The organism is Haloferax sp. AS1, assembly GCF_014530665.1.
GTDB lineage: Archaea > Halobacteriota > Halobacteria > Halobacteriales > Haloferacaceae > Haloferax > Haloferax volcanii.
Genome location: NZ_SPSA01000001.1, coordinates 2,148,559 through 2,170,039, shown reverse-complemented (window position 1 = coordinate 2,170,039; position 21,481 = coordinate 2,148,559). Strand labels below are relative to the sequence as shown.

The following is a 21,481-nucleotide window of genomic DNA, read 5'->3' as shown; positions in this document are numbered from 1 at the left end:
CGGCTCGAGCGACTCCGCTTTTCGTCTGTCCCCTTCTCACGCCGCGTCGTCGCCGACGAGGAACCGCCAGCCGCGGCGGGAGCGTCGGACGACGCCGAGCGCGAAAAACACCGTCGCGCCGGTCACGACGCCCGGTTCGACGCCGGGAAGGAGCGGGATGAGTCCGAGTTCGTGCGCGGCGAGGAGGACGGTCGCCACGAGCCACAGCGCGTAACAGCCGAGCGCGACGCGGTAGCGGGAAGAGACGGGCACGCCTCCGAGTCGTGTCGGCGGCAAAATAGGGCTGGTGTCTGGCGGGGGTCGCCCCGCCGTCGCTGCCGCAGTCGCCTCAGTCCTCGGACGGTTCGGGCGCGAGCGCCTCGCGCTCCCCGAGGGCGTCGATGATGCCGTCGACCGGGCGGTCGGGGTTCGACGCCTGCGCCTCGCGGGTGAGGCCGAGTTGGTAGCGCTCGGGGTCGGCGCTCTCGCGGAGGCTGGTGCGCCCGCGGTGGACCGACACGTCGTTGTTGAGGTGGAGCTTCACGGCTTCGAGGAGCGCGTCGGCCTCCAGCGGCTGGCCGCGCTCTTTGATTTCGTCGATGGAGGCGTCGTCCGGCACGTCGAAGGCGCGCTGGGCGATGATGGGCCCCTGGTCGAGGTCGGTCGTCACGTAGTGGGCGGTGACGCCGGCGATGCGGACGCCCTCCTCTTTCGCCTGCCGGTAGGCGGCCGCGCCGGGGAACGCCGGGAGCAGCGACGGGTGGATGTTGATGATGCGGTCCTCGTAGCGGAAGACGACGTTCGGGCCGAGGATGCGCATGTAGCGCGCGAGGACGATGAGGTCCACGTCGTACCGTTCGAGGAGGTCGAGCAGGCGCTCTTCGTTGGCGGTCCCTTTCTCGTCGCCGATGTCGTGGAACGGCACGTCGTAGTGGCTCGCCAGCGGTTCGAGCGTGTCGTGGTTACCGATGACGACCGAGATTTCCGCGCCGAGGTCGTCGTTGGCCCACGCCTCGAACAGCGCTTCGAGGCAGTGGGACTCCTTCGTGACGAGGACGGCGATTTCGCGGGTCTCGCGGTCCGAGGGGAACCGGACCTGCACGTCGACGCCGAGGTCGTCGCCGAGGTCGGACAGCGCCGCTCGGAGTTCGTCGCGGGAGCAGGTCATCTCCGCGGTGTCGGCGTGGAGGGTCATCCGGAAGATTCCCTCGCGGACCGCCTGGTCCAAGTCCTCGACGTTGATTCCGCGCTCGAACAGCAGGGTGGTCACGTTCGCGATGAGTCCGGTCTTGTCTCCTCCGATGACCGTGATTTCGGTGAGTTCGCGAGTCATACCGTCACCTCCAGCTGTTCGAAGCTGAACATACCCGTCCTGCGTCGGCGAACGGTAAACCGCTGTCGTTCTCCGCAAGCGAATCCCTCGGGAACGACCGTGAATCACCCGTCAAAAGGAAAAGCCGGCGTGCGCGCGTCGTCGCCTACGCCAGCGGCAGCACCGACGAGACGATGAGGACGACGACGAGCCCAGTCACGGAGATAATCGTCGTCAGCGCGGTCCACGTCTTCAGCGTCTCCATCTGCGTGAGGCCGCCGATTTCCTTGACGAGCCAGAAGCCGGAGTCGTTGTACCACGAGCAGATGTTGCCGCCCGCGCCGATGACCATCACCAGATACGCGGTGTGGACCGGAAGCTGGCCGGTGAGCGGGGCCATGATGCCGGCGGCCGTGAGCATCGCCGCGGTCGCGGAGCCCTGCGCGATGCGGACGATGGCGGCGATGAGCCACGCGGTCACGAGCATCGGGATGCCGAAGACTTCGAGCCCGTTGGCGAGGTACGTGCCGATTCCGGAGGCCGCGAGGAGCGCGCCGAACGCGCCGCCCATCGAGGTGATGGCCGCGATGTTGCCGCCGCTTTTGAGCGCCTCGGTGAGTTCGTCTTCCCAGTCGGACCGCGAGAGGTCGGACCAGCGGTAGTACGTGTAGGCCGCGGCGAGCGCGGCGATAGTCAGCGCGACGTTCTTGTCGCCGATGAACGCGACGAACGGCCGGTTGTCCACGATGAACGAGACGAACGGCCGGAACGGTTCGGCCACCGTCACGCCTTCGAGGGCGTTGACGACGGTGAGCGAGCCGACGAGCGCGACGGCGATGATGATGGGCGCGGTGGATTCGAGGAAACTCGGCAGGGACGACACGTCGCGCTGGGCGCGCTCTTGCAGTTCCTCCGTGGTCGTCCCCATCGCGTCGCGGAGGGGGATATCGACGTGACGGTTAATCCAGCGGCCGTAGATGAGGCCGCCCATGGTGGCCGACGGGACGGCGACCGTGACGCCGATGAGCATCGTGGTGCCGATGTCGGCCCCGATTTCGCTGGCGACCGCGAGCGGGCCGGGCGTCGGCGGGATGAACACGTGAGCCGTCGCCGCGCCGGCCCCGACGACGACGAGGTAGAGCGCGTAGTTGTCGCCCATCCGGGCCCGCATCGACCGCGCGAGCGGGGCCATGAGGTAGAAGACGCTGTCGAAGAACACGGGGATGGCGAGCACCGTACTGCTGCCCCACAGCGCGATGTCGCTGTTTTCTCGCCCGACGAGCGACTGGAAAGCGCGGACGATTCGCTGGGCGGAGCCGCTTTCGAGCATCGACTTCCCGATGATGGCGGCCATCAGGATGGGAATCCCGATGCCGGCCATCCCGTCGCCGAAGGCAGACGCCGTCCGCGTCGCCGCGTCCGCGAGCGCGAAGTCGGGGACGAACGCCGCGTTGACGAGGCCGACCGCGAACGCGGCTATCGCCAAACCGACGAACGCGGGGAGGTCTAACACGACCAGTAGCAACACGACCAACGCAAGTCCGATGACGAACGTCAAGAGCGGACTCTGTGCGAATTCGAGTGCCATACGTGAGACGGCGTCTCACTCGTGCTATAAAAATGATTATCATATACCATGTATGTAATTATTATATTAAAAATTGAGAGAAATAATTTGTATAGTACGTATAACAACGAATATGAATCAGGGGGAGAGCCGCCGCGGAGTCCTGCCCGTCAGAGACCAACGGCGGCGGTGTAGCGCGGTTGCCGGCGGCGTCGTCGCCGGTTCGCGCGTTGATACCCACATCTGTGCATATCAAACTCGACCCAAAACCGTTTTTGCACATGACCGCGCATCGCCACCTGATGACCACTTACACCGCGACGGTGACGGTGCGCCTCAAGCGCGGCGTGCTCGACCCGGAGGCGGAGACGACGAAGCGCGCGCTGGAACGACTCGGGTTCGAACTCGAGGCGCTGCGCTTCACCGAACGCTACGAGGTGGACCTCGACGCGGCCGACGCCGACGAGGCCGAGGCCCGCGCCGACGAGATGGCAGAACGCTTGCTGGCGAACCCGACCATCCACGACTACGAGGTCGCGGTCGCCGAGGCCTGAGATGATTGCAGTCGTGCAGTTCGGCGGCTCGAACTGCGACCGCGACGCCGTGCGCGCGCTGTCGGACCTCGGGTTCGAGGCCGAGCGCGTCTGGCACGAAGACCCCCTGCCCGAGGAGACGACGGGTATCGTGCTCCCCGGCGGCTTCTCGTACGGCGACTACCTGCGCGGCGGCGCGATGGCCGCCCGCTCGCCCATCATGGAGTCGGTCCGCGAGGCGGCCGACGACGGCGTCCCCGTCCTCGGCGTCTGCAACGGCGCACAAATCGGCTGCGAGTCCGGGCTCACCCCCGGCGCGTTCACGACGAACGCGAGCGCCCGCTTCCAGTGCGAACACGTCTACCTCCGCGTCGAGAACGCCGACACGCGCTGGACCGCGGCGTACGACGAAGGCGAGGTCATCGAACTGCCCATCGCCCACGGCGAGGGTCGCTTCGAACTCGACGCCGAGCGCTACGAAGAACTCGAAGCCGACGACCGAATCCTGTTCCGCTACTGCGACGCGGAGGGCAACGTCACCGACGAGGCGAACCCCAACGGGTCGCTCGGCAACGTCGCGGGCGTCCTCGGCGACAGCGAGTCCGTCGCGGTGCTGATGCCCCACCCCGAGCGGGCGTCGCTACCGCAACTCGGCAACACCGACGGTCGGGGCGTGCTGGCGGGCTTCGAGGGATAGTAGTATAAAAAAGACCGTCCGCCGCGGTGGCGGACGGCACGGGGCCGGTGAGCGAACGGAGCGGCGTACACGATGAGCGATGTTGGAGTGTCGAGGGTTCCGGCCCGCGTGCCGTGTGCTATGGAGCGAGAGCGCAGGGAGCGTCCGTGGCGACCCACGCCTCGGCGTTCTCCTCCTCGCGAATCTCGAACCACCCATCCGCGTAGTAGACGGTCTTGTACGTGTGTTTCGTCATGATGGCGGGCGGTTCGGATGGACACGTCCGAACCACCGAATATGACAACGACTCACACCCTCTTTGATACGAATATCCTATTCGACGGTTAGGAGCCTGTTACTTTCGGATAGCACCCCCTAACGCGGCCGAATGAGGGAAAACGACGCGGGATTGTGGACGAACGGTCGGAGATGCGGACGGGCGACGCTGCGGTTCGGGTTCAGCGAGTGTACGCCCGCGCGAAGGCGAACGTCGGCGGTGGCGCTCAGTCGCGCGACTCGGCGCGCTTACTTCACGAGCGGCATGTTGTAGCTCGTCTCGTTGTCGAGGACGAACTCCCAGGTCGCCTCGCAGTCGCAGGACACCTGGTCGAAGACGCTCGGGTCCTGCCGGAGGTTGAAGTCCTTGACCGCCTTGAACACGAGTTCGTCGCAGTCGCCGCAGTTGTGCGCGCCGCGCTCTTGGCCGCCGCCGACGGGGTCGGAGACGACGATGGCGTCCACGTCAACCGTCTCGCGGAGCGCCTCTGCGACCGACCAGAGCCACGGCGGGCGGTAGCCGCCGTTGAAGAATAGCTCGTCGACCATCGTGTAGCGCTGGACGTTCGTCGGGTTCATCGAGACGGTGTGGCAGTTGTCGACCGCCGCACACCGGCGGATGGAGGACTTCATGTCGTCGAGCGCCTCGGGCTCCGAGAGGAACGGCGGCTTCATCAGGAGGTACGCCTTGACGCCGCCGCCGGCCGCGGCGGCCTCCTCGCAGGCGTCCTCGAAGTCCGCGAAGTCGAAGTACTTGTTCACGCAGTCGTGGCGGACGCGGTCGGTGGCGGTTTCGAGGCCGATTGCCACGTCGGTGTCGAGGCCGCGGTCGGTGAAGTCCGCGAGTTTCTCGCGCGTGACGAAATCCGGCAGCGACTCGACGACCATCCGGTCGCGGTCGGCAAACGTCTCGGCGATGGCGTCTCGGGTCTCGGCGGGCACCTCGCGCTCGTCGAGGAACGAGCCGGAGGTGTAAATCTTGATGAGCCCCGCCTTTTCGCCGTCGTCCATCTCCTCGGCCTCGTGGTCGAGACAGACCTGAATCTGGTCCATCAGCGCCTCGTGGGCGACGGTGCCGCCCTCGACGGACTCCGCGACGTAGCCGCACATCGTACAGCCGCCGGCGCGGGCCCACCGGCAGCCACCGGTGTTGAGGATAATCGTCAGCGAGTCGTAGACGCCGTCGGGCGTGTTGTCCTCGTCTATCCACACCCGAGTGGGCTCGTGGGGGTCGTAGGTCTTCTGCTTTTGCGAACGGATGTCGCGCATCACCTTGTTGTGCGCGTCCATCCCGCGTCCCCGTTCGTAGACCTCGGGGCTCGGCTTACTCATTGGATACCCGTATCGGACGGGTGCGTAAAGCGGCTTCGTCTGGGGGCGGCGGGCGGCGGTCGCCGGCCCGTCCCGCCGTCACATGTTCCGCGAGATGTAGCGGTCGATGTCGGAAACGAGCGACGGCCGGAACGTCCAGTAGCCCTCCCAGCGCTTCGGCTCGGTCTCCAAGGCGAGGAGGGCGACGGGCTGGTCCGGTTCCACGTCGTCGAGACGCCCGTCGCTCGCCGCAGTTCGGTCGCCCGGTTCCGCCTCGACCGACTCGTCTTCGGGCGGCGTGTAGACGACGAACCACGAGTCGTAGAAGTCGTCCGTGTAGCCGCCGTGGGTCACGAGGTTCGAGTTGGTCGGCGGCGACCAGTCCGGGATGCCGTAGATGTGGGTCTGCACGTCGGTCGACGCGACCTTCTTGTAGACCGCTCGCGTCCCGCGCTCGTCTTCGATTCGGGAGAGTCGCTGGAACGACGACCGGAGCCTGCCGTTGCCGGCGCGCCACGCGTGGCGCTCGATGTACCGCGAAATCGCCACGAGGAGCAGTTTCTCCTTGTCCGATTCGGGATAGCCACGAAGCGAGAACGGCACGTCGTCGAGTCGGGTGAGCACCGACGGAAGTTCGAACTCGTCGAGCTTCGCCTGCCCCGTCTTGTAGAGGTCGGAGTTCACGAGGAGGACGGAGTTCATCACCTCCTCCAGCGGCGAGGTCGCGACGACCTCGTGCCCCTCGGCCGTCTGCTCGGTGAGCACGACCACGTCGTCGCCGCGCGCGTCGTCGGAGAGTTCGTCGACGTCGACCGGCTGGTCGGCGAACGTGGTTTCGAGCATCCGCTGTACGGGGTCGGGAGCCGAGCGATTGACTACCGAGAGCGACCGGCTCGCGGTGTCAATCGCGCCGAGGAAGCTGGCGAGTCCCATCGATTCGTGAGAACGACTGACCGCCGACGGAATAGCTGTTTTGGAGGCCGGTGTCGCGGCGGCGGAGCGCCGCGTCGCGGGGGGCGGCGGCCGCGACAGACGTTCATATGCGCCGCGCCCTATGAGGGGTATGGAGCGCCGCACGCTCCTCTCGCTTCTCGCGGGCGGCGTCGCCGGGCTCGCCGGCTGTGGGACGCCAGACGGAGAGACGGAGACGCCGACGCCCGAAGAGGGGACCGACGCGCCGACCGCGACGCCGACGCCCGAAGCGCGCGTCGAGCGGTCGCTGACGCTCTGGAACCCGACGCCGGACCCCGTGTTTACCACCGTCGTCGGCGTCCGCGACGGCCGCGACGTGTTCTTCGAGAACCGCGACCTCGTGCCCGGCGAGCGCGCCGCGCTGTCGGTGTCGGTGCCGACCGGGGAGACGGCGGTGCTCGTCGAGACGGACACCGGCGTGCGGGCCCGGTCGGAGTGGGTCGTCGACGCGGCGTTCGAGGGACTGGAGGTCGTCCTCGGCCGGGACGGCGCGGCGTTCTGGCAGACCGTCTCGTGCGACGCGCGAGGGGAGTGTTCGCTCGCGGCGGCGACCCCCGACGACGGGCCGCGAATCGACCTCCCGCTCGTCGGCGACGGCTCCGCCCGGTGGTACGCGCCCGCGGGCGTCGTCGTGGAGAACGCCGGTCCCGAGACGACCGCGCGGCTCCGCATCGACCTCGGGGACGCGTCGCTGGTCGACCGGGCGTACCGCGTCCCCACGGGAGCGCGGCTGTCGATTCCGGTGACGTACCGAAGCGGGACCTACCGCGTCGCCGTCGAGACCGACGAGCGACGCGTCGAGACGGCGTGGCCGGTGCCCGACCAGCCGACGAAGTACGTCGACGTGTCGAGCGGGACGACCGGCTGCGGCCCCGCGAACACGACGCTCACGGTCGCCAACCGCGACGACGAACCGCACCGGCTCTCGCTCCGGGTCGACGCCGCGGGCGGCGGCGAGTCGTTCGACCGCACGCTCGCGCTCGACCCCGACGAGGCCCGCGAACTCGTCCCCGTGACGACCTCCGGGCCGCACGCCGTCTCGGTGAGCCTCGAAACCGGCGCGGCAACCTCGGGAACGTGGTGGTCCTGTCCGCCGCGCGGCCCCGCGAGCGTCGTCGTCGACGCCACCGGAACCGTCTCGCTCCGGGCCGCCGGCCCGCAACCGGGATGAGTCGCACGGATTGCCGCAATCCCGAGACAGTCCGGCGTCGGCTCGCGTCGGCGTAACCTCGAACGGTTACGTCGAGGTGGGAATCACTAACCCGACAGCGACCGTATATAATCAACGAGGATTACAATGACTGAACTCGGTGGTTATCACGACAGGGTCGCTCGGGTGGACCTGTCGTCCGGCGACATCGCGTACGAGGGAATCGACGACGAGGACGCAAAGAAGTACATCGGGGCCCGCGGCCTCGGCGTGAAGTACGTCTTCGACCAGGGACCGGACGTGGACCCGCTCGGACCGGACAACCTCCTCGCGTTCATGACCGGCCCGCTCACCGGTACGCAGACCGTGATGAGCGGCCGAATCGCGGTCGTGACGAAATCCCCGCTCACGGGGACCGTCACCGACTCGCACCACGGCGGCTGGAGCGGCGCGCGGCTCAAGTGGTCCGGCTTCGACGGCCTCCTGTTCACGGGCAAGGCCGAGCGGCCGAGCTACGCCGTCGTCGAAGACGGCGAACTGACGCTCCACGACGCCGAACACCTCTGGGGAAAGGGCGTCCACGAGACAATCGAGGAGCTCGAAGGCGAGGTCGACGGGAGCCTCGGCAAGAACCTCTCGATAATGGCTATCGGCCCCGGCGGCGAAAACGAGGTCAAGTACGGCTGTATCGTCAACGAGGACGACCGCGCGTCCGGCCGCGGCGGCACGGGGGCGGTCATGGGCTCGAAGAACCTCAAGGCGATCGTCGTGAAGTCCGGCACGCGGATGCCGAAGCCCGCCGACGCCGACACGTTCAAGCAGGGCTACCAGCAGGCGATGCAGCTCATCCGCGAGTCCGAGGTCACCGCGCCCAACGAGGGCGGCCTGTCGCTGTACGGGACGAACGTCCTGATGAACGCGGGCGAGGAGCTCGACGGCCTCCCGACGAAAAACGGGAAGTACACCTCGACCGCGGCGATGCGAGACGCCGAGGGCGCGGACATCGACTCCGAGCGCGTCTCCGGCGAGAACGTCCGCGAGAACATCCTCGTCGACGAGCCGACGTGTCACTCCTGCCCGGTCGCCTGTAAGAAGGAAGTCGAGGTGTCGGTGATGCACAAAGGCGAGGAGATGAACGTCCGCGGCGAGTCCTACGAGTACGAGTCCGCGTACGCGCTGGGCCCGAACTCCGGGCACACCGAGCGCGACGAAATCGCCGTCATGATCGACCGCTGTAACGACATGGGGGTCGACACCATCGAGGTGGGCAACATGATGGCGATGGCGATGGAGATGTCCGAACAGGGCAAGCTCGACGGCCTGAGCGAGCAGCTCGACTGGGGCGACACCGAGCGCATGATAGACCTCATCACCGAGATTGCGAACCGCGACGGCGACCTCGCGGACGCGCTCGCGGAGGGCGCAAACGGCCTCGCCGAGCGCTTCGACGCCCACGACAACTCGCTGGCCGTCAAGGGTCAGACCATCCCGGCGTACGACCCCCGCTGCATGAAGGGCATGGGCATCGGCTACGCCACCTCGAACCGCGGCGCGTGTCACCTCCGCGGCTACACGCCGTCCGCCGAGATTCTCGGCATCCCGGAGAAACACGACCCCCACGAGTGGCGCGGGAAGGGCGAACTCGTGGCGCTGTTCCAGGACATGCACGCCATCTCGGACTCGTTCGACATCTGCAAGTTCAACGCGTTCGCGGAGGGCATCGAGGAGTACGTCCTGCAGTACAACGGCATGACCGGCCGCGACGTGACCGAAGAGGAACTGCTCGAAACCGGTGACCGCATCTACACGTTAGAGCGGTACTACAACAACCTCGCCGGCTTCGACGGTGCCGACGACTCGCTGCCGGGACGCTTCGTCGAGGGCGACGAGGCGATTCCGGGACAGGGCGCGTCCGAGGGGCAGCTGTGCGAACTCGACGAGATGAAAGAGGAGTACTACGCCCGCCGCCAGTGGGTCGACGGCGTCGTCCCCGACGAGCGCCTCGACGAACTCGGAATCGACATCGGCCCCGGCACGGGCGTCTCCCGCGGCGACTCGCCGGCACCCGCCGACGACTGAGCCGACGACCGAGCCGACGCCGTTCGGTCCAATCGGCTCCCGCGCGAATCCGAATCACGCCTTTTTCGACCGATTGCGAACCGCGGAGACGAGTCGCCCAACGAGCGACGCCACCGCCCCGCCGAGTCCGCCGAAGACGACGCCGTACACCAGCCCGGAGAACGCCCCCCAAAGCGGGAGGCCGACGGAGTCGCCGTCGAGGTCGGTCGGGTGAAAGCCGGTCGAACCGACGCGGACGAACCCCTCCGCGTTCGGGGGCACGTCGCCGAGGCCGACGCGGGCGACGAGCGCGGTGACTGCGACGGCGGCGGCGAAGCCGACGGCGACGGACGACCCGGTGGCGAACCCCTCGGCGGGGCGTCGAGACCACGCCGTGAGGCGCGCCGTGACGACGCCGGCGAGAAAGAGGCAGGCGGGCGGGAGCGCGCCCAGCCAGTACCACGGGTCGGCGGGGCCGTCGAGTCCGTCGACGAGGTTGCGGAGGACGACCGCGCGACCGGGGCCGGTCGTCTCGACGAGGCGGACGGGCAGGCCCATCGCGCCGCCGAACGCCCAGACGGGGACGAACGGGGCCGGAACGAGCTTGCCGCCGGTCATCTCGGTCGCGGCGTCGAGCGTGGAAAACGGGCCGTCGGTGGCGAGGACGAGCCAGCCGGCGACCGCGACCGTGCCGACGGCGAACGCGGCGACGCCGGCGGCGAACCCGGTCGGCAGGAGAGGGCGACCCTCGTCGTCGCGGGGGAGCGAGAAGAGGCGCGGGAACGGAGAGGACATACGTGCGGTCGTGGTCGCCCGCGGGACGAGTATCTTGGGGGAGGCGACGGGTCAACGAACAGGGCTGACAGCGGCTCAGACGACGAACCGGAGGACCCAGAGCGCGCCCATGCCGACGAGGATGGTGGCGAGCACGCGTTCTGTGTACCACGCGGCGAGCGCGGCCAGCGCGCCCGCGACGAGTTTGTCGTTGCCGACGGAGACCGCGAGGTCGCCGGATGGAGCCAAGAGCGCGGGGAAGACGAGCGCGGCGAACACGGCCGCGGGGACGTACTCCAAGGCCGACTCGACCGCCGGCGGCACGTCGTCGATGCGGCCGAACAGGTAGATGAACGACCCGCGGATGGCGAACGTGAGGACGCCCGCGAGGGCGATGACGAGCCAGACGGTCGCCGAGTCGTAGCCGGTCGGCATTCAGGCGTCGCCTCCGAGCGAGTCGACCGCGAGGCCGGCGAGGACGCCGACGACGGCCGCGACGATGATGTCGAGGTGGAACGGGACGCCCGCGACGACGACGCCGGTGGCGACGAGGCCGCCGACCAGACACGACGCGCCGGAGGCGCGGTCCTTCAGCGTGGGGACGAGCAGGGCGAGAAAGACCAGCGGCGCGGCGAAGTCGAAGCCCCACTCGGGCGGGAGCCCGGAGCCGAGGAGCGCGCCGGCGACGGTCGTCACCTGCCAGACGAGCCACAGCGACGCGCCCGCGCCGACGTAGTACGCGAAGCGGTCGGTCTCGCCGTCGCGGCCGTAGCGAGCGATTGAGACGGCGTACGCCTGGTCGGTCAGCAGGTACGACGCGAGCGCCTTCGACCGGGCGGTCAGGTCGCGGAAGTAGGGCGCGATAGAGGCCGAGTACATCATCGTCCGCAGGTTGATGACGACCGCCGTGCCGACGACGATAGCCAGCGGCGCGTCCGCACCGAGGAGCTCTATCATGGCGAGCTGCGACGCGCCGGCGAAGACGACACTGGAGAACCCGAGGGCGTGCGCGACCGACAGCCCCTGCTCGACGGCCGCGACGCCGGCGACGAGGCCGAACGGCGCGATGCCGAGTTGGAGCGGCCCCGCGGCCCGGACGCCGTCGAGGAGGTCGGAGGAAACGGTTGGCATCTGTCGGTAGCAGGGCACCGTCCCCAAAATAGCCGTCTATCGTCGGGCGGATTGCCGGCTTTTTCCCTCCCGACTGACGACGGCGACCTCGCGGATTTCGAGCGCCGTCTCGAACTCGTCGCGGCGGTCGGCGTCCGCGCCGACCCGCCGGAGGTGTTCGGCGTGCGCCCGGCGGACGGCGTCGACCTCACGGTGGGAAAAGTCGAGGTCGAGCCCCTTCGTGTCCCAGTGGCCCAGCGGGACGAGATACACCGCCGCGTCGTCGTCCTCGTGGACGCACTCGAACCCCTGTGCGTACTCGGTCGCCCGCCCGTCGAGGTACGCCTGCGCCCGGTCGAGCAGCCGCGGCAGACTGCTGGCGGGGACGCTCGCCTTCGCGGCCGCGAGCATGATGGCCGTGCCGTCGATGGCACCCCCGCGGGGCGCGCCGTCGTCGCCGTCCGGCGCGAGGCGCTCGCTGAGTCGTTCGCGACCCGGCCGCCGGTCGCCGTCGGCCCCCACGGTCATCCCCCCGCGCGCATCGCCTTGCGGGCGAACCGCTCGACGAGGTCGTCGAGCGTCTCCTCGTCGCCCTCGAACGCGAGTTGCACTTCGGTGAGCTGGATACTGCTCGTTATCGTGACCTCCTCGGTCTCGATGTCGACGGCCCAGTCGGGACCGACCACGCGGCCGTCGCCGTCGGCCTCGCCGCCGAGCCCTTCGAGGTACTGAATCGCGAGGCGGGGCGAGATGCCGCGGAAGGCCCGCTGTCGGCGCGCCACGTCAGCCCCCCGCGACCGGCGGGAAGACGCTCACGGCGTCCCCGTCGTCGAGCGCCGTGGCCATCCCGTCGAGGTGGACCACCTCGCGCCCGTTTTTCAGCACGTTCACGTGCGGCTTGACCTCGCCGTCCTCGATGAGTCGGCCGGCGAGGCCGTCGTACTCCGCTTCCAGCGACCGGAGGACATCTCCGACCGTCGCGTCGTCGTCGACCCGCCAGTAGATGGACTTCTGACCCACCACCTCTCGAAACGTCGCGAAGAAGCGTAATTCGAGTTCCATACCCCTTGTCGGCGTCCACGAGACAAAAAGGTACGTCGCGGCGAGGACGCGGAGGCGTCTCACTCGCCGTTATTCGGGACAGTAATTCAAATAAACTGCAAGATTTCTGCCAGAAAGTTCTTAACTGATAACGTTGAGACCGCGTCCGGTGGTCTCGTTCGAACGAACATCTCAGACGACTTCGAGAGCGATTGGCGCGGGTCGAGGCGGCGAGGGCGAGCGGTCCCGCCGGCGACGCTCGACCCGTCACAGCGTCGTGCCGAACGACCCGGCAGATTACCGGCCCGCGTCCCGAACTTCGATGCGGCCGACGGACTCGACGGTGACGACAAAGTCGGCGTAGTCGAATTCGAGCGAGGCACCCGAGACGCGCGGCGCGCCCGGCGTGTCGCGGCCGAACAGCGTATCGAGGGCGTCGGTGTCTACGTGGTCTGTGAGCGGCGGCAGGTCCGCGTCGCCGCGGGCGTGTTTGTCCACGGCTGCGGCGACCGCCTCAGAGACCGGTTCGGTACGCTCGCAGTCGTACCAAACACGCGTCGGTTCGTACTCAGTTCGTGTCCGTGTGTCAGATGTGATGATGGTCTCGTCCCCCCAGTATCGTCCGTCTGATACGTCGTCTCGATGTGTTATATTTCTTGCGTACTATCGGTATGTTCCCTTGATAGTGCCGTTCTAATGCAATACTGTGCTGGCGAGCGGGGACCGGCGACGCAGCGAACGCGGTTCGGTGTCGTGGAAACGAGCGGACGGCTGGAAGAACGGAGAGAAGCGCGTGACCGAACCGAGAACCGACCGAAACGGGATGTGGGACGGGACGGGACGAATCGGAGCAGAATGAGACGATAGGACGAAGCGGAGACGCGGGAGACGCACCTAACCCCTCGCGAACTCGCGCTGTCAGGGCACGTCAGTCAGGCGGCCGGCGTCACGTCGGTGCCCCACGTGACGCGCCGGTACGACGCGTCGAGCGCCTGTGCGTCCTCCGGGAGGAGCGCCGCGACGAGGAACGTCGGGTACTGCTCGAAGTGGTCGACCAGCGCGGCGATGCGCCCGGCGTCGATGGCCTCGACCGAGTCGAGGAGCATGAACGGAACCTCCTCGTACACCTCGTGGACGAGGTAGCCCGCGAGGGCGAACACGAGGCCGACGACCTCGCGCTCGCTTTCGCTGAGGTGGTCGATGGAGTCTTCGTACACCGCGCCGGAGTCGGACGCGCGGACGATGTGGAGTTCGAACTGGGCTTTTTCGACCTTGCGACGCCCCTCGCGGACCCGGCGTTCGACGCGCTCCAGCCAGACGCGCTCGATGTTGTCGTAGCCGAGGAGGTCGAGCACCGTCTCCATCTCCTCGTTGAACGACTCGACCGCCGCGGCCGTGAGCGACCGAATCCGGGTCCGTGCGGCTTCGAGCTCCTCGTTCACCTGTTCGCGTTCGCGTTCGAGTTCCTCGCGTTCGTCGAACCGGTCGTCGAGTTCGTCGAGTTCGTCGTGGACCGACGCGAGGTCGTCGCGCGTCCGGTCGAGAGCGAACTCGACTTCGTTGAGCTCTCTGTGGAGTTCGATGAGGTCGCCTTCCCCTCCGCTCTGTCCGCGGAGTTCGGACGCGTCGGCTTCGAGCGCGTCGACTTGTTCGGCGAGCTCCTCGCGCCGGTCGGTCAGCGACTCGATTTGTCCCGTTCGGCGGTCGAGTTCGTCTTCGAGCCGCCGGAGTTTATCGCGGAGCTTCCGGCGGTCGCGCTCGGCCTGTTCCGCCGCCCGCATCGAGCGTTCGAGCTCGTCGAGTTCGCGGCGGAGCTCGGCGCGTTCCTCGCGCTTTTCGTCTCTGACCTCGCGGAGCCGGTCGGTCGTCCCCCGAATCTGGTCGCGGTCGACCTCGGTGCCGCAGGTCCAGCAGGTGGTCGTCTCCGACGAGACGAGTTGGTCCGTCACCGAACCGTCGCCGTCCGCGCCCAGCGAATCCTCGACGAGACCCGCCTTCCCGTCGAGCACGTCTTCGGTGTACTGGACGACGGTCTGAAGCTCCGAAATCGTCGAGTTGAGCGACTCGATGCGCGACCGAACCGACTCGATTCGGTCGCTCGCCTCGCCGCGGTCGACCGCCTCGGCGTCGAACGAGTCGAGTTCCAACTGGAGTTCGGAGCGCTCCTCGCGGAGCGATTCGACGCTCTCGCGCTCGCTCTGGAGGCGGAAACGGACGCTCTCGAGGTCCGACCGCGCGGACTGGAGCTCCGAAAGCACCTCGTCTAATTCGGCTTGGTGCTCGCGTTGCGTCTCGACCGTCCGATCTTCGGCCTCGATTTCGGCTTCGATGTCGTCCCGCTCGGCTTCGAGCGCCTCGATTTCGGCTTCGAGGTCGTCGCGTTTCGATTCGAGCGACCGCCGGTCGGCGTCGAGCGAGTCCAGCGAGTCGAGTCGGCGCTCGACCTGCGTGCGACGCGACTGGAGGCGCTCGATTTCGGCCTCGATGGCATCGGTGTCGACCGGGGACATGATGACGTCGTAGAGGTCGCGCTCCGCGACGACCGCCCGCCGCGCCTCGTTCGAGCCGAGGAGGAACGCAAAGCGGTCCGCGGTCGCCGCGTCTCGGAGATAGGGCGTCCCGTCGGTCGAGACTGTCCCGTTCTCACGCGAGAGGAGGCGAGTGTACGTCCGGCCGTCGAGTTCGAGTTCGACCGACCCCTCGTCGGCGTCGCCTTTGAGGCTGATCGCGTCGCTCCCGCACGCACCCATGAGCGCCCGCAGGAACGACGTTCGGTTCGTCGCGTTGCGGCCGGTGAGCACGGTCACGCCGGGGTCGAGTCTGACGCGCCGCTCGTCGATACCGCCGATGTTTCGTATGCGTACAGTCGCCGCCTGAAGTGCCTCTGAATCGTTCATGTGTCGGATGTGGATGTGTTGGTGAGCCCGAATCGCTACTCGTCTCGCTCGCGTTCGCAGTCGCAGTGCCCGGAGGAGAGAAGCGCCGTCGGGGTCATTCGAGTGTCACAGTCGGTACAGGTGACTCTGATGTCGACTTCGACCTCGTACGCGCCGATGAAGACCCGCTCGGCCTTCACCAAGCGGTCGACGACGTCGATGGTCACGGTACGAAGTCGGGACCGGAGCTTTCGAATCGTCGCGAGTCCCGCCTCGGTGGCGTCCGTCTCGTCGTCGTCATCGTCTTCGCGTTCGACGTTTCGGTGTCGCTTGAGGTAGTTGTACACCGACTGGTAGGAGATGATGTCGGCCTCTAGCTGCTCGACATCGACGCCGCGTTCGCGGAGCGTGTTCCGCGCGTCGGTTCGACTCCCTGCGGTCACGTCGTCGCTGGTCAGGAGGCGGTAGAAGTTCTCCGCCTCCCCGTCGAGGACGTGTGCGCCGGCCTCATCGAGTGCGGCCCGGATGAGGCGCTTGTTCACGTCGCCTTCCAGTTCGCGGAGGCTCCGCTGCGCTCGGCCATCGCCGAGCCACGCATCGACGAGGTCGTCGCCGAGACCGTCGAGGCCGTAGCGATTCGCGATGCGTTCTATCTTCGGACCTCGGCCGCCGCGGCGGGAAACCGACCTTCCAGAGTCTCGCATTGTGACTTCGCCGGCGGAAGCTTAGCGTGCAGTACCCTAAACGTTACCCATGGATTATCAGACGTGATAAAACTAGAACACAAACGAGTTACACGATTTGAGTCCTCGTTCGTGCGGATTTCGAGGTGGAACGTCGAAATATCAGAAGGTGAGATAGCCGAGACCCACCCGACTGCGGTCGGTTTTTACCATCACTCCGCCCGAACTGTCACCCAGAGGTGGACTTCGCGGTAGGCGTTGTCCGCCGTCGGTGCCGCCGGCGGCGCGCCCTCGTAGAGGAGGTACGTCAGCCGCAGGCGCTCGCCCGTCATCGTCGGGCGGACCTCGTGCGGTTCGTGCCACGTCTCGTTGTGTTCGAGTCGGGGCGTGAACGTCCGAAGTCGCTCGGACTCCAGGACGGTCGTCGAGTTGTTCGACACCTCGACGCGCTGGAGCACGGTGACGACGGTGTAGTTCACCGTCCGGTGTTCTTGGTTGCCGACGCCGAGGACGAGCGACGCCGGCTCGCCGCGGACGAGTTCCTCGGGGTAGTTGTCGGCGGTGAGTTCGTCGTTCCCGTCTTCGGTCAGGAGGTACAGTTCGGTGAACGACTCGCCGTCTTTCGGCACCGCCACCGCGTAGCCGACGCTGGCGGTCGCGAGCACCACGCTCACGACGAGGACGACGTTCAGCATCGCGTCGGTCCGCGACGCCGGGTTGAACAGTTCGTCGCGCGCGGCGGCGAACCAGCGCTCGTACGGAACCACAAGCCGCTCGTCCTCGGGGAGCGCCGACCGCCGGGTCGCCGCGAACGCCGTCGCGACGAGCGTGAAGCCGCTCAGGGTGACGAGGATAGGACCGAGTCGAAGCCCCCACGGCGTGAAGTTGAGGACGAGACCGAGGAGCGGGACGACGGCGATGCTCGTTCCGAACGACAGCGCCACCCGTTCGATACCGTCGATACCGCCCATTCGGTCGCGGTCCTCGGCGTCTATCGGCGGGCCGCGCTCGGGAAACAGCGCCGCGATGAGCGCGTAGCCGGGGAGGAAAAGCGAGAACACCAAGCCGGCGATGTCCCGGAGCGGCGTCTCCGCCAGTCCGGGCGTGAGCGTCACGACGAGCGTGAGCGCGACCCCCGCGACGACGACCGCGAGGTCGGCCGGAAGGCTGCGGACAGGCTCGGGGAGGAACAACCGCCAGTCTCGGCGCTGCGACATCTACTCGAGGTGGGAGGCACGAACACAAAAATCATTTGTCACCCGCGGCTCCGCGAGCGCGCTACTCGACCGCGCCGACCGCTTCCGAGGCGTCCGCATCGCCGTCGGAATCTGGCGAGTCCGTCGCGTCGGGCGCTGCCGTGCCGGCGAGCGAGCGGGCCGTCTCGACCAGTTCGGCGGCCGCTTCGTCGCTCACCGACAGCCCGCTGTAAGCCGCGCGCTCGTAGCCCGCGGTCAGCGATTCGAGCGCGTCGGCGGGCGCGACGCCGGCGTCGACACACCGGTCGCAGAACTCCCAGTGGGTCGCGGCGTCGTCCACGCCTGCGGCGGGTCCGAGCGACTGTCTGACGCCCGCGTAGGCGACGACCACCGCGTCGTTCGGCCGGCCAGCGTCGAGCGCGTCGACCGCCGCGTCCAGCGCCGGTGTCCCCGTCGTCACCGAGTCCGGCTCGGACGAGTCGTCGGTGTCCGACGCGGTCGGTTCGTCGTCAACCGTCGTTGTCGTCGCCGACGCGCCGGCGCGGTTCCGCCGGAGGAGAACGGCGGCGACGAGGCCGACCACCGCGGTCCCGGCGACGACCCACGCGAGGTCGAGCGGAAGGCCGCCGGACGCGTCGTTTCCGGCTCCGGCCGCGGCGGGACCGTCCACGAGCCGGACGCTCGCCGTCGCGGCGGACGACTCGAGGTTCGTCCCCCCGCCGTCGAACGCGGCCGAGACGGTCGCGTTCTCGGCGCTGGCGTCGCTCGGGAGGTCGAACGTCGCCCGGTACGCCCCCGACTCGTTGGTCGACGCCGACGCGACCTCCCGCCCGGCGACGCTGACGGCGACCGTCTGGCCGGACACGGCCTCGCCCTCGTCGGTTTCGAGGCGGCCGTCGACGACGACCGTCCCGTTCCCGGCCTCGCGGGCGCTCGCGTCGAGCGCCGTCCCCTCGGTTTCGAGCGGGACCGACACCGCCGCCGGGGCGAACGTCACCGCCCTACCGTCGCCGTCGGGCGCGACGCGAATCGACGCCGCGCCCGTCGCGGTCGCCGGGACGGTCGTCGAGACGGTCGACTGGCCGCTCGCGTTCGTCGCCGGCGCGGTCGCCGACGACTCGGCAAAACTCGCGGCGAGCGGGTAGTTCGGAACCGGCGTCCCGTTCACGCGGAGCGTCGCGCGAACCGAGACGCCGTCGGCGTAGCCGTAGGCCGGCGCGGCCGGCTCCGACAGCCCCGCGGTCGCGTTCACCTGCGAGACGGCGACGGGGACGACCCGCTCCGTCGCCTGATACACCGACGTGTCGTTCGGGAGATACCGGAGGGTGACCGAGGAACTGCCGGCCGGAATCCGCGCCGGCCGGTAGGTCAGTTCGAACGAGCCGTCGGCGTCGACCGCGGTTCGAATCGTCTGTCCGCCGACCGCGAAGCGGGCAGTCGACCCCGTCACCGGCGTGCCGTCGTCGGCGACGAGCGACCCCGAAAGCACGAGCGGGTCGGTAAAGGAGATGTTCCGGTCGTAGTCGTCGACGGTGAGGCTGGTGGCGACGAACTCGCGGGAGACGATTTCGTCGCGCTGTTCGGAGACGTTCGCCTGCACCGCCTCGATTTGGGTGCTGCTCTCCGTCAGGTCGCCGTCCGTCCGGTTCGAGATGACGTCGAACGCCGTCAGCAGTCGGTCGGACTGCGACTCGCCGTCCTCGGCGAGCCGCGTCAGCTCGCGGGCGAGTTCGCGGGCGCGCTCGTCGTCTCCGGCCCGCCTCGCCGCCTCGTACTCGCGACGGGTCTCGCGGAACTCGCTGACGGTGTCGACGTACGCCCGCTGGGTCTCGCCGACGGTCCGGTACTCCTCGCTCGCGCCGTCGCCGTCGGTCTCGGTCTCGCCTTCGACGTCGACGTACTTGCCGAGCGAGTCGTCGTAGTCGTCGCCGAGCGCCGCCCGCGCGGCCTCGTACTCGCCCCGACTGAGTCGCAGCGTGCTCGCGCCGATGTCGCCGTTGAGCTCGCCCGAGAGGTACGAGAGCAGGCGGTCGAGTTCGTTCTCTCCGTCGACCTCGTCGGGGTTCTCGTGGATGACGCCGGTGCTGTTGTCCGTCTCGTTCCCGGTCTGTCGCGGCGGGGTCGCGGCCGTCCCGAGTGCCGACCGGTCAGCGTCTGCTCCGGGCGACGCCGGGACGGTCGCGGACTGCGCGGCAGTGTCGGCGGCCGCTCCCGCGGGGACTGCCGCCGCCGACGCTGTCGCGACGAGACAGGCGACGACCAACATCGTCCAAAGCAACCGTGCCGGGCGGCCCCATGCTCCACGCACTACTCGTAGTCAGACGGGGGGACGTAATGGGTTTTGGCATTCGGCTGACGCTCGGCCGCGACCTCGGAGGCGCGATTCGCAGACTGCGATGCGTTAACGTCGGGTTTAACCTCCGGTTGAAGCCGCGACCGCGGCGTGAATCGCGGGGTCCGCGCGACCGACTGCGGCCCGCTCCAACACAAACATTCAACTTCGGGGGCACGAATCGAATCCACGATGCTTCCGACCCGCCGGTGGGCCGCACTCGCAGGCGTCGCCTGCTTCCTCGCCGTCTACGCGGTCGTCCTCGACGAGCCGACGCCGCTCGTCGCCGCCTGCGGTCTCGTCGCGTGGCTCGTCGTCGCGCAGGTCGAGGCCGTCGGGGCGATGCGCGCCGTCGACCGCGACCTCTCGGCGTCCGTCTCGGTCGAGCCCACGTCGGTGTTCGTCGGCGACCGCGCCGCGGTGACGCTGACGGCGTCGCTGTCCGAGGCCGTCGACGCGCCCGTCGAAGTCGAACTCGTCGCGCCGCCGAGCGTGAACGCACCGGAGCGGGCGCGCCGGACGGTCAGTCTCGCCCCCGGCGAGACCGAGGGGTCGGTCACGTGCAGCGTCGAACTCCCCGTCGCCGGGCGAATCGCCTTCGACGAGGTCGCCGTCGATATCGACGGGCGCGCCGGCTTCTTCACCGAGTCGGTGACGCTCGACGCCGACGCCCGCTGTCTGGTCGAACCGCCGGCCCCCGAGGGAATCCACGTCGGGCGCGGCGGCGAACTGGTCGGCACGACGTTCGGTGACCACTCCAGCGACCAGACCGGACCGGGGCTCGTCCCCCACGAGACGCGGCAGTACCTCCCCGGCGACACGCTGTCGCAGATTGACTGGAAGACCACCGCCCGGATGAACCACCCGTACATCCGCGAGTTCGAATCTGAGTCCGACTACCTACTGTCGCTCGTGGTCGACTGCGGGTCGCACATGAACCGCGGCCCGACCGGGCGGACGATGCTGTCGTACGCGCGCGAAATCGCGCTCGGCCTCGTCGACGCCGCGGAGTCCCACGGCGACCCCGTCTCGACGCAGTTCGTCGGCGACGACGCGATGGAGTGGGAGTTCGGCCCCTCCTCCTCGTCGAACGCCTACCAGACGGTTCGGCGGCGACTGCTCTCGATGGAGCCGACCGCCAGCCCGCGCCGCCCGGTCGACGCGTCCCGCCCGGTCGCCCCGGAAGACGCCCGCAAGCGGAGTCGCCTCCTCGACGACGACTCGGCGTTCGCGGCGACGCTCCGCCCGTATCTCCGCGACGGCGAAAGCTACGTCTCGCGGGTCAGCGACCGGCCGCTTTTCGACGCGGTGAAATCCGCGTGCTCGCGGTCGAACAGACAGGACCACCTCGTGCTCGTCACCGACGACTCGGCGAAAGTCGAGACCTACGAGGCGGTCGTCGTCGCATCGAAGCGGAGCAGCCAGACGAGCGTCTTCCTCACGCCGACGACGTTCTTCGACGACGCCGCCGACGCCGTCGACGCGGGGGCCACGGACTTCGCGGCCGGATTCGTCGCCTTCGAGGAGTTCAGAAAGCGCCTCGAACGGCTGCCGAACGTCACCGCCTACGAGGTCGCCCCGAAGAGCGCGATGGCACTGGCGACGGCGCGGGCCACCACAGCGGAGTGAACACCG

The 21,481-nt window shown here is 68.4% G+C and carries 21 protein-coding genes; 5 read left to right on the top strand and 16 right to left on the bottom strand.

Features of this window, described 5'->3' with window-relative positions; all coding sequences use genetic code 11:
• Nucleotides 1-36: 36 nt before the first annotated feature.
• The 3 genes from E4P24_RS11350 to E4P24_RS11340 all read right to left on the bottom strand — a co-directional run bounded on the left by E4P24_RS11350 (nucleotide 37) and on the right by E4P24_RS11340 (nucleotide 2,879).
• Entirely contained in the window at nucleotides 37-252 is a 216-nt protein-coding gene (locus E4P24_RS11350; protein WP_004062704.1) for a hypothetical protein, read from the bottom strand.
• 76 nt (nucleotides 253-328) lie between these two features.
• Entirely contained in the window at nucleotides 329-1,312 is a 984-nt protein-coding gene (locus tag E4P24_RS11345) for a formyltetrahydrofolate deformylase (RefSeq protein WP_004062705.1), read from the bottom strand.
• A gap of 145 nt (nucleotides 1,313-1,457) precedes the next feature.
• A complete protein-coding gene (locus E4P24_RS11340) occupies nucleotides 1,458-2,879 on the bottom strand; it encodes a GntP family permease (protein WP_188148496.1) in 1,422 nt (473 codons plus the stop codon).
• A 281-nt stretch (nucleotides 2,880-3,160) separates the two neighbouring features.
• On the opposite strand from E4P24_RS11340, the gene purS reads away from it, so the two are divergent.
• Nucleotides 3,161-3,412: a phosphoribosylformylglycinamidine synthase subunit PurS gene (gene purS / locus E4P24_RS11335; RefSeq protein WP_004042081.1), complete on the top strand. Its 252-nt coding sequence runs from the start codon at nucleotides 3,161-3,163 to the stop codon at nucleotides 3,410-3,412.
• Between the two features lies 1 nt (nucleotide 3,413).
• A complete protein-coding gene (purQ, locus tag E4P24_RS11330) occupies nucleotides 3,414-4,088 on the top strand; it encodes a phosphoribosylformylglycinamidine synthase I (protein WP_004042080.1) in 675 nt (224 codons plus the stop codon).
• A 504-nt stretch (nucleotides 4,089-4,592) separates the two neighbouring features.
• On the opposite strand, the gene E4P24_RS11325 is transcribed toward purQ, so the two are convergent.
• Both E4P24_RS11325 and E4P24_RS11320 read right to left on the bottom strand, forming a co-directional pair.
• Nucleotides 4,593-5,675: an archaeosine biosynthesis radical SAM protein RaSEA gene (locus tag E4P24_RS11325; RefSeq protein WP_006601270.1), complete on the bottom strand. Its 1,083-nt coding sequence runs from the start codon at nucleotides 5,673-5,675 to the stop codon at nucleotides 4,593-4,595.
• Between the two features lie 78 nt (nucleotides 5,676-5,753).
• Nucleotides 5,754-6,587, bottom strand: coding sequence for a DICT sensory domain-containing protein (locus tag E4P24_RS11320; RefSeq protein WP_004062710.1), 834 nt, complete (start codon nucleotides 6,585-6,587; stop codon nucleotides 5,754-5,756).
• A gap of 130 nt (nucleotides 6,588-6,717) precedes the next feature.
• Between E4P24_RS11320 and E4P24_RS11315 the strand changes: the two genes are divergently transcribed.
• On the top strand, nucleotides 6,718-7,797 hold the full coding sequence (locus E4P24_RS11315) for a hypothetical protein (protein WP_115803049.1): 1,080 nt from the start codon (nucleotides 6,718-6,720) through the stop codon (nucleotides 7,795-7,797).
• A gap of 126 nt (nucleotides 7,798-7,923) precedes the next feature.
• Nucleotides 7,924-9,855 carry an aldehyde ferredoxin oxidoreductase family protein gene (locus tag E4P24_RS11310; protein WP_004062712.1) on the top strand — a complete coding sequence of 644 codons (1,932 nt, stop codon included), beginning with the start codon at nucleotides 7,924-7,926 and terminating at the stop codon, nucleotides 9,853-9,855.
• Between the two features lie 54 nt (nucleotides 9,856-9,909).
• Here E4P24_RS11310 and E4P24_RS11305 read toward each other — a convergent pair whose 3' ends face one another.
• From E4P24_RS11305 to E4P24_RS11255, 11 genes are all read right to left on the bottom strand, one after another.
• Nucleotides 9,910-10,629, bottom strand: coding sequence for a hypothetical protein (locus E4P24_RS11305; RefSeq protein ID WP_188148495.1), 720 nt, complete (start codon nucleotides 10,627-10,629; stop codon nucleotides 9,910-9,912).
• A gap of 75 nt (nucleotides 10,630-10,704) precedes the next feature.
• A complete protein-coding gene (locus E4P24_RS11300; protein ID WP_004042073.1) occupies nucleotides 10,705-11,043 on the bottom strand; it encodes an AzlD domain-containing protein in 339 nt (112 codons plus the stop codon).
• Nucleotides 11,044-11,739: an AzlC family ABC transporter permease gene (locus tag E4P24_RS11295; protein WP_004042072.1), complete on the bottom strand. Its 696-nt coding sequence runs from the start codon at nucleotides 11,737-11,739 to the stop codon at nucleotides 11,044-11,046. It abuts the gene before it with no gap.
• A gap of 36 nt (nucleotides 11,740-11,775) precedes the next feature.
• The gene (locus tag E4P24_RS11290) at nucleotides 11,776-12,246 is read right to left on the bottom strand and encodes a hypothetical protein (RefSeq protein WP_008575287.1); all 471 of its coding nucleotides are present in this window, start codon (nucleotides 12,244-12,246) and stop codon (nucleotides 11,776-11,778) included.
• Complete coding sequence (locus E4P24_RS11285; protein WP_004042070.1) at nucleotides 12,243-12,500, bottom strand: hypothetical protein; 258 nt, start codon at nucleotides 12,498-12,500, stop codon at nucleotides 12,243-12,245. The genes E4P24_RS11290 and E4P24_RS11285 overlap by 4 nt, the downstream gene beginning before the upstream one ends.
• Before the next feature lies 1 nt (nucleotide 12,501).
• Complete coding sequence (gene samp3, locus E4P24_RS11280) at nucleotides 12,502-12,780, bottom strand: ubiquitin-like modifier protein SAMP3 (protein WP_004042069.1); 279 nt, start codon at nucleotides 12,778-12,780, stop codon at nucleotides 12,502-12,504.
• A gap of 276 nt (nucleotides 12,781-13,056) precedes the next feature.
• Nucleotides 13,057-13,356, bottom strand: coding sequence for a HalOD1 output domain-containing protein (locus tag E4P24_RS11275; protein WP_158543171.1), 300 nt, complete (start codon nucleotides 13,354-13,356; stop codon nucleotides 13,057-13,059).
• Between the two features lie 335 nt (nucleotides 13,357-13,691).
• A complete protein-coding gene (locus E4P24_RS11270; protein ID WP_115860972.1) occupies nucleotides 13,692-15,656 on the bottom strand; it encodes an archaea-specific SMC-related protein in 1,965 nt (654 codons plus the stop codon).
• A gap of 35 nt (nucleotides 15,657-15,691) precedes the next feature.
• The gene (rdfA, locus tag E4P24_RS11265) at nucleotides 15,692-16,339 is read right to left on the bottom strand and encodes a rod-determining factor RdfA (protein ID WP_004062717.1); all 648 of its coding nucleotides are present in this window, start codon (nucleotides 16,337-16,339) and stop codon (nucleotides 15,692-15,694) included.
• A 191-nt stretch (nucleotides 16,340-16,530) separates the two neighbouring features.
• Nucleotides 16,531-17,535: a DUF1616 domain-containing protein gene (locus E4P24_RS11260; protein WP_006601265.1), complete on the bottom strand. Its 1,005-nt coding sequence runs from the start codon at nucleotides 17,533-17,535 to the stop codon at nucleotides 16,531-16,533.
• A 61-nt stretch (nucleotides 17,536-17,596) separates the two neighbouring features.
• Entirely contained in the window at nucleotides 17,597-19,780 is a 2,184-nt protein-coding gene (locus tag E4P24_RS11255) for a DUF4129 domain-containing protein (protein WP_115860974.1), read from the bottom strand.
• A 258-nt stretch (nucleotides 19,781-20,038) separates the two neighbouring features.
• On the opposite strand from E4P24_RS11255, the gene E4P24_RS11250 reads away from it, so the two are divergent.
• Nucleotides 20,039-21,475, top strand: coding sequence for a DUF58 domain-containing protein (locus E4P24_RS11250; protein WP_115803053.1), 1,437 nt, complete (start codon nucleotides 20,039-20,041; stop codon nucleotides 21,473-21,475).
• Nucleotides 21,476-21,481 lie beyond the last annotated feature (6 nt).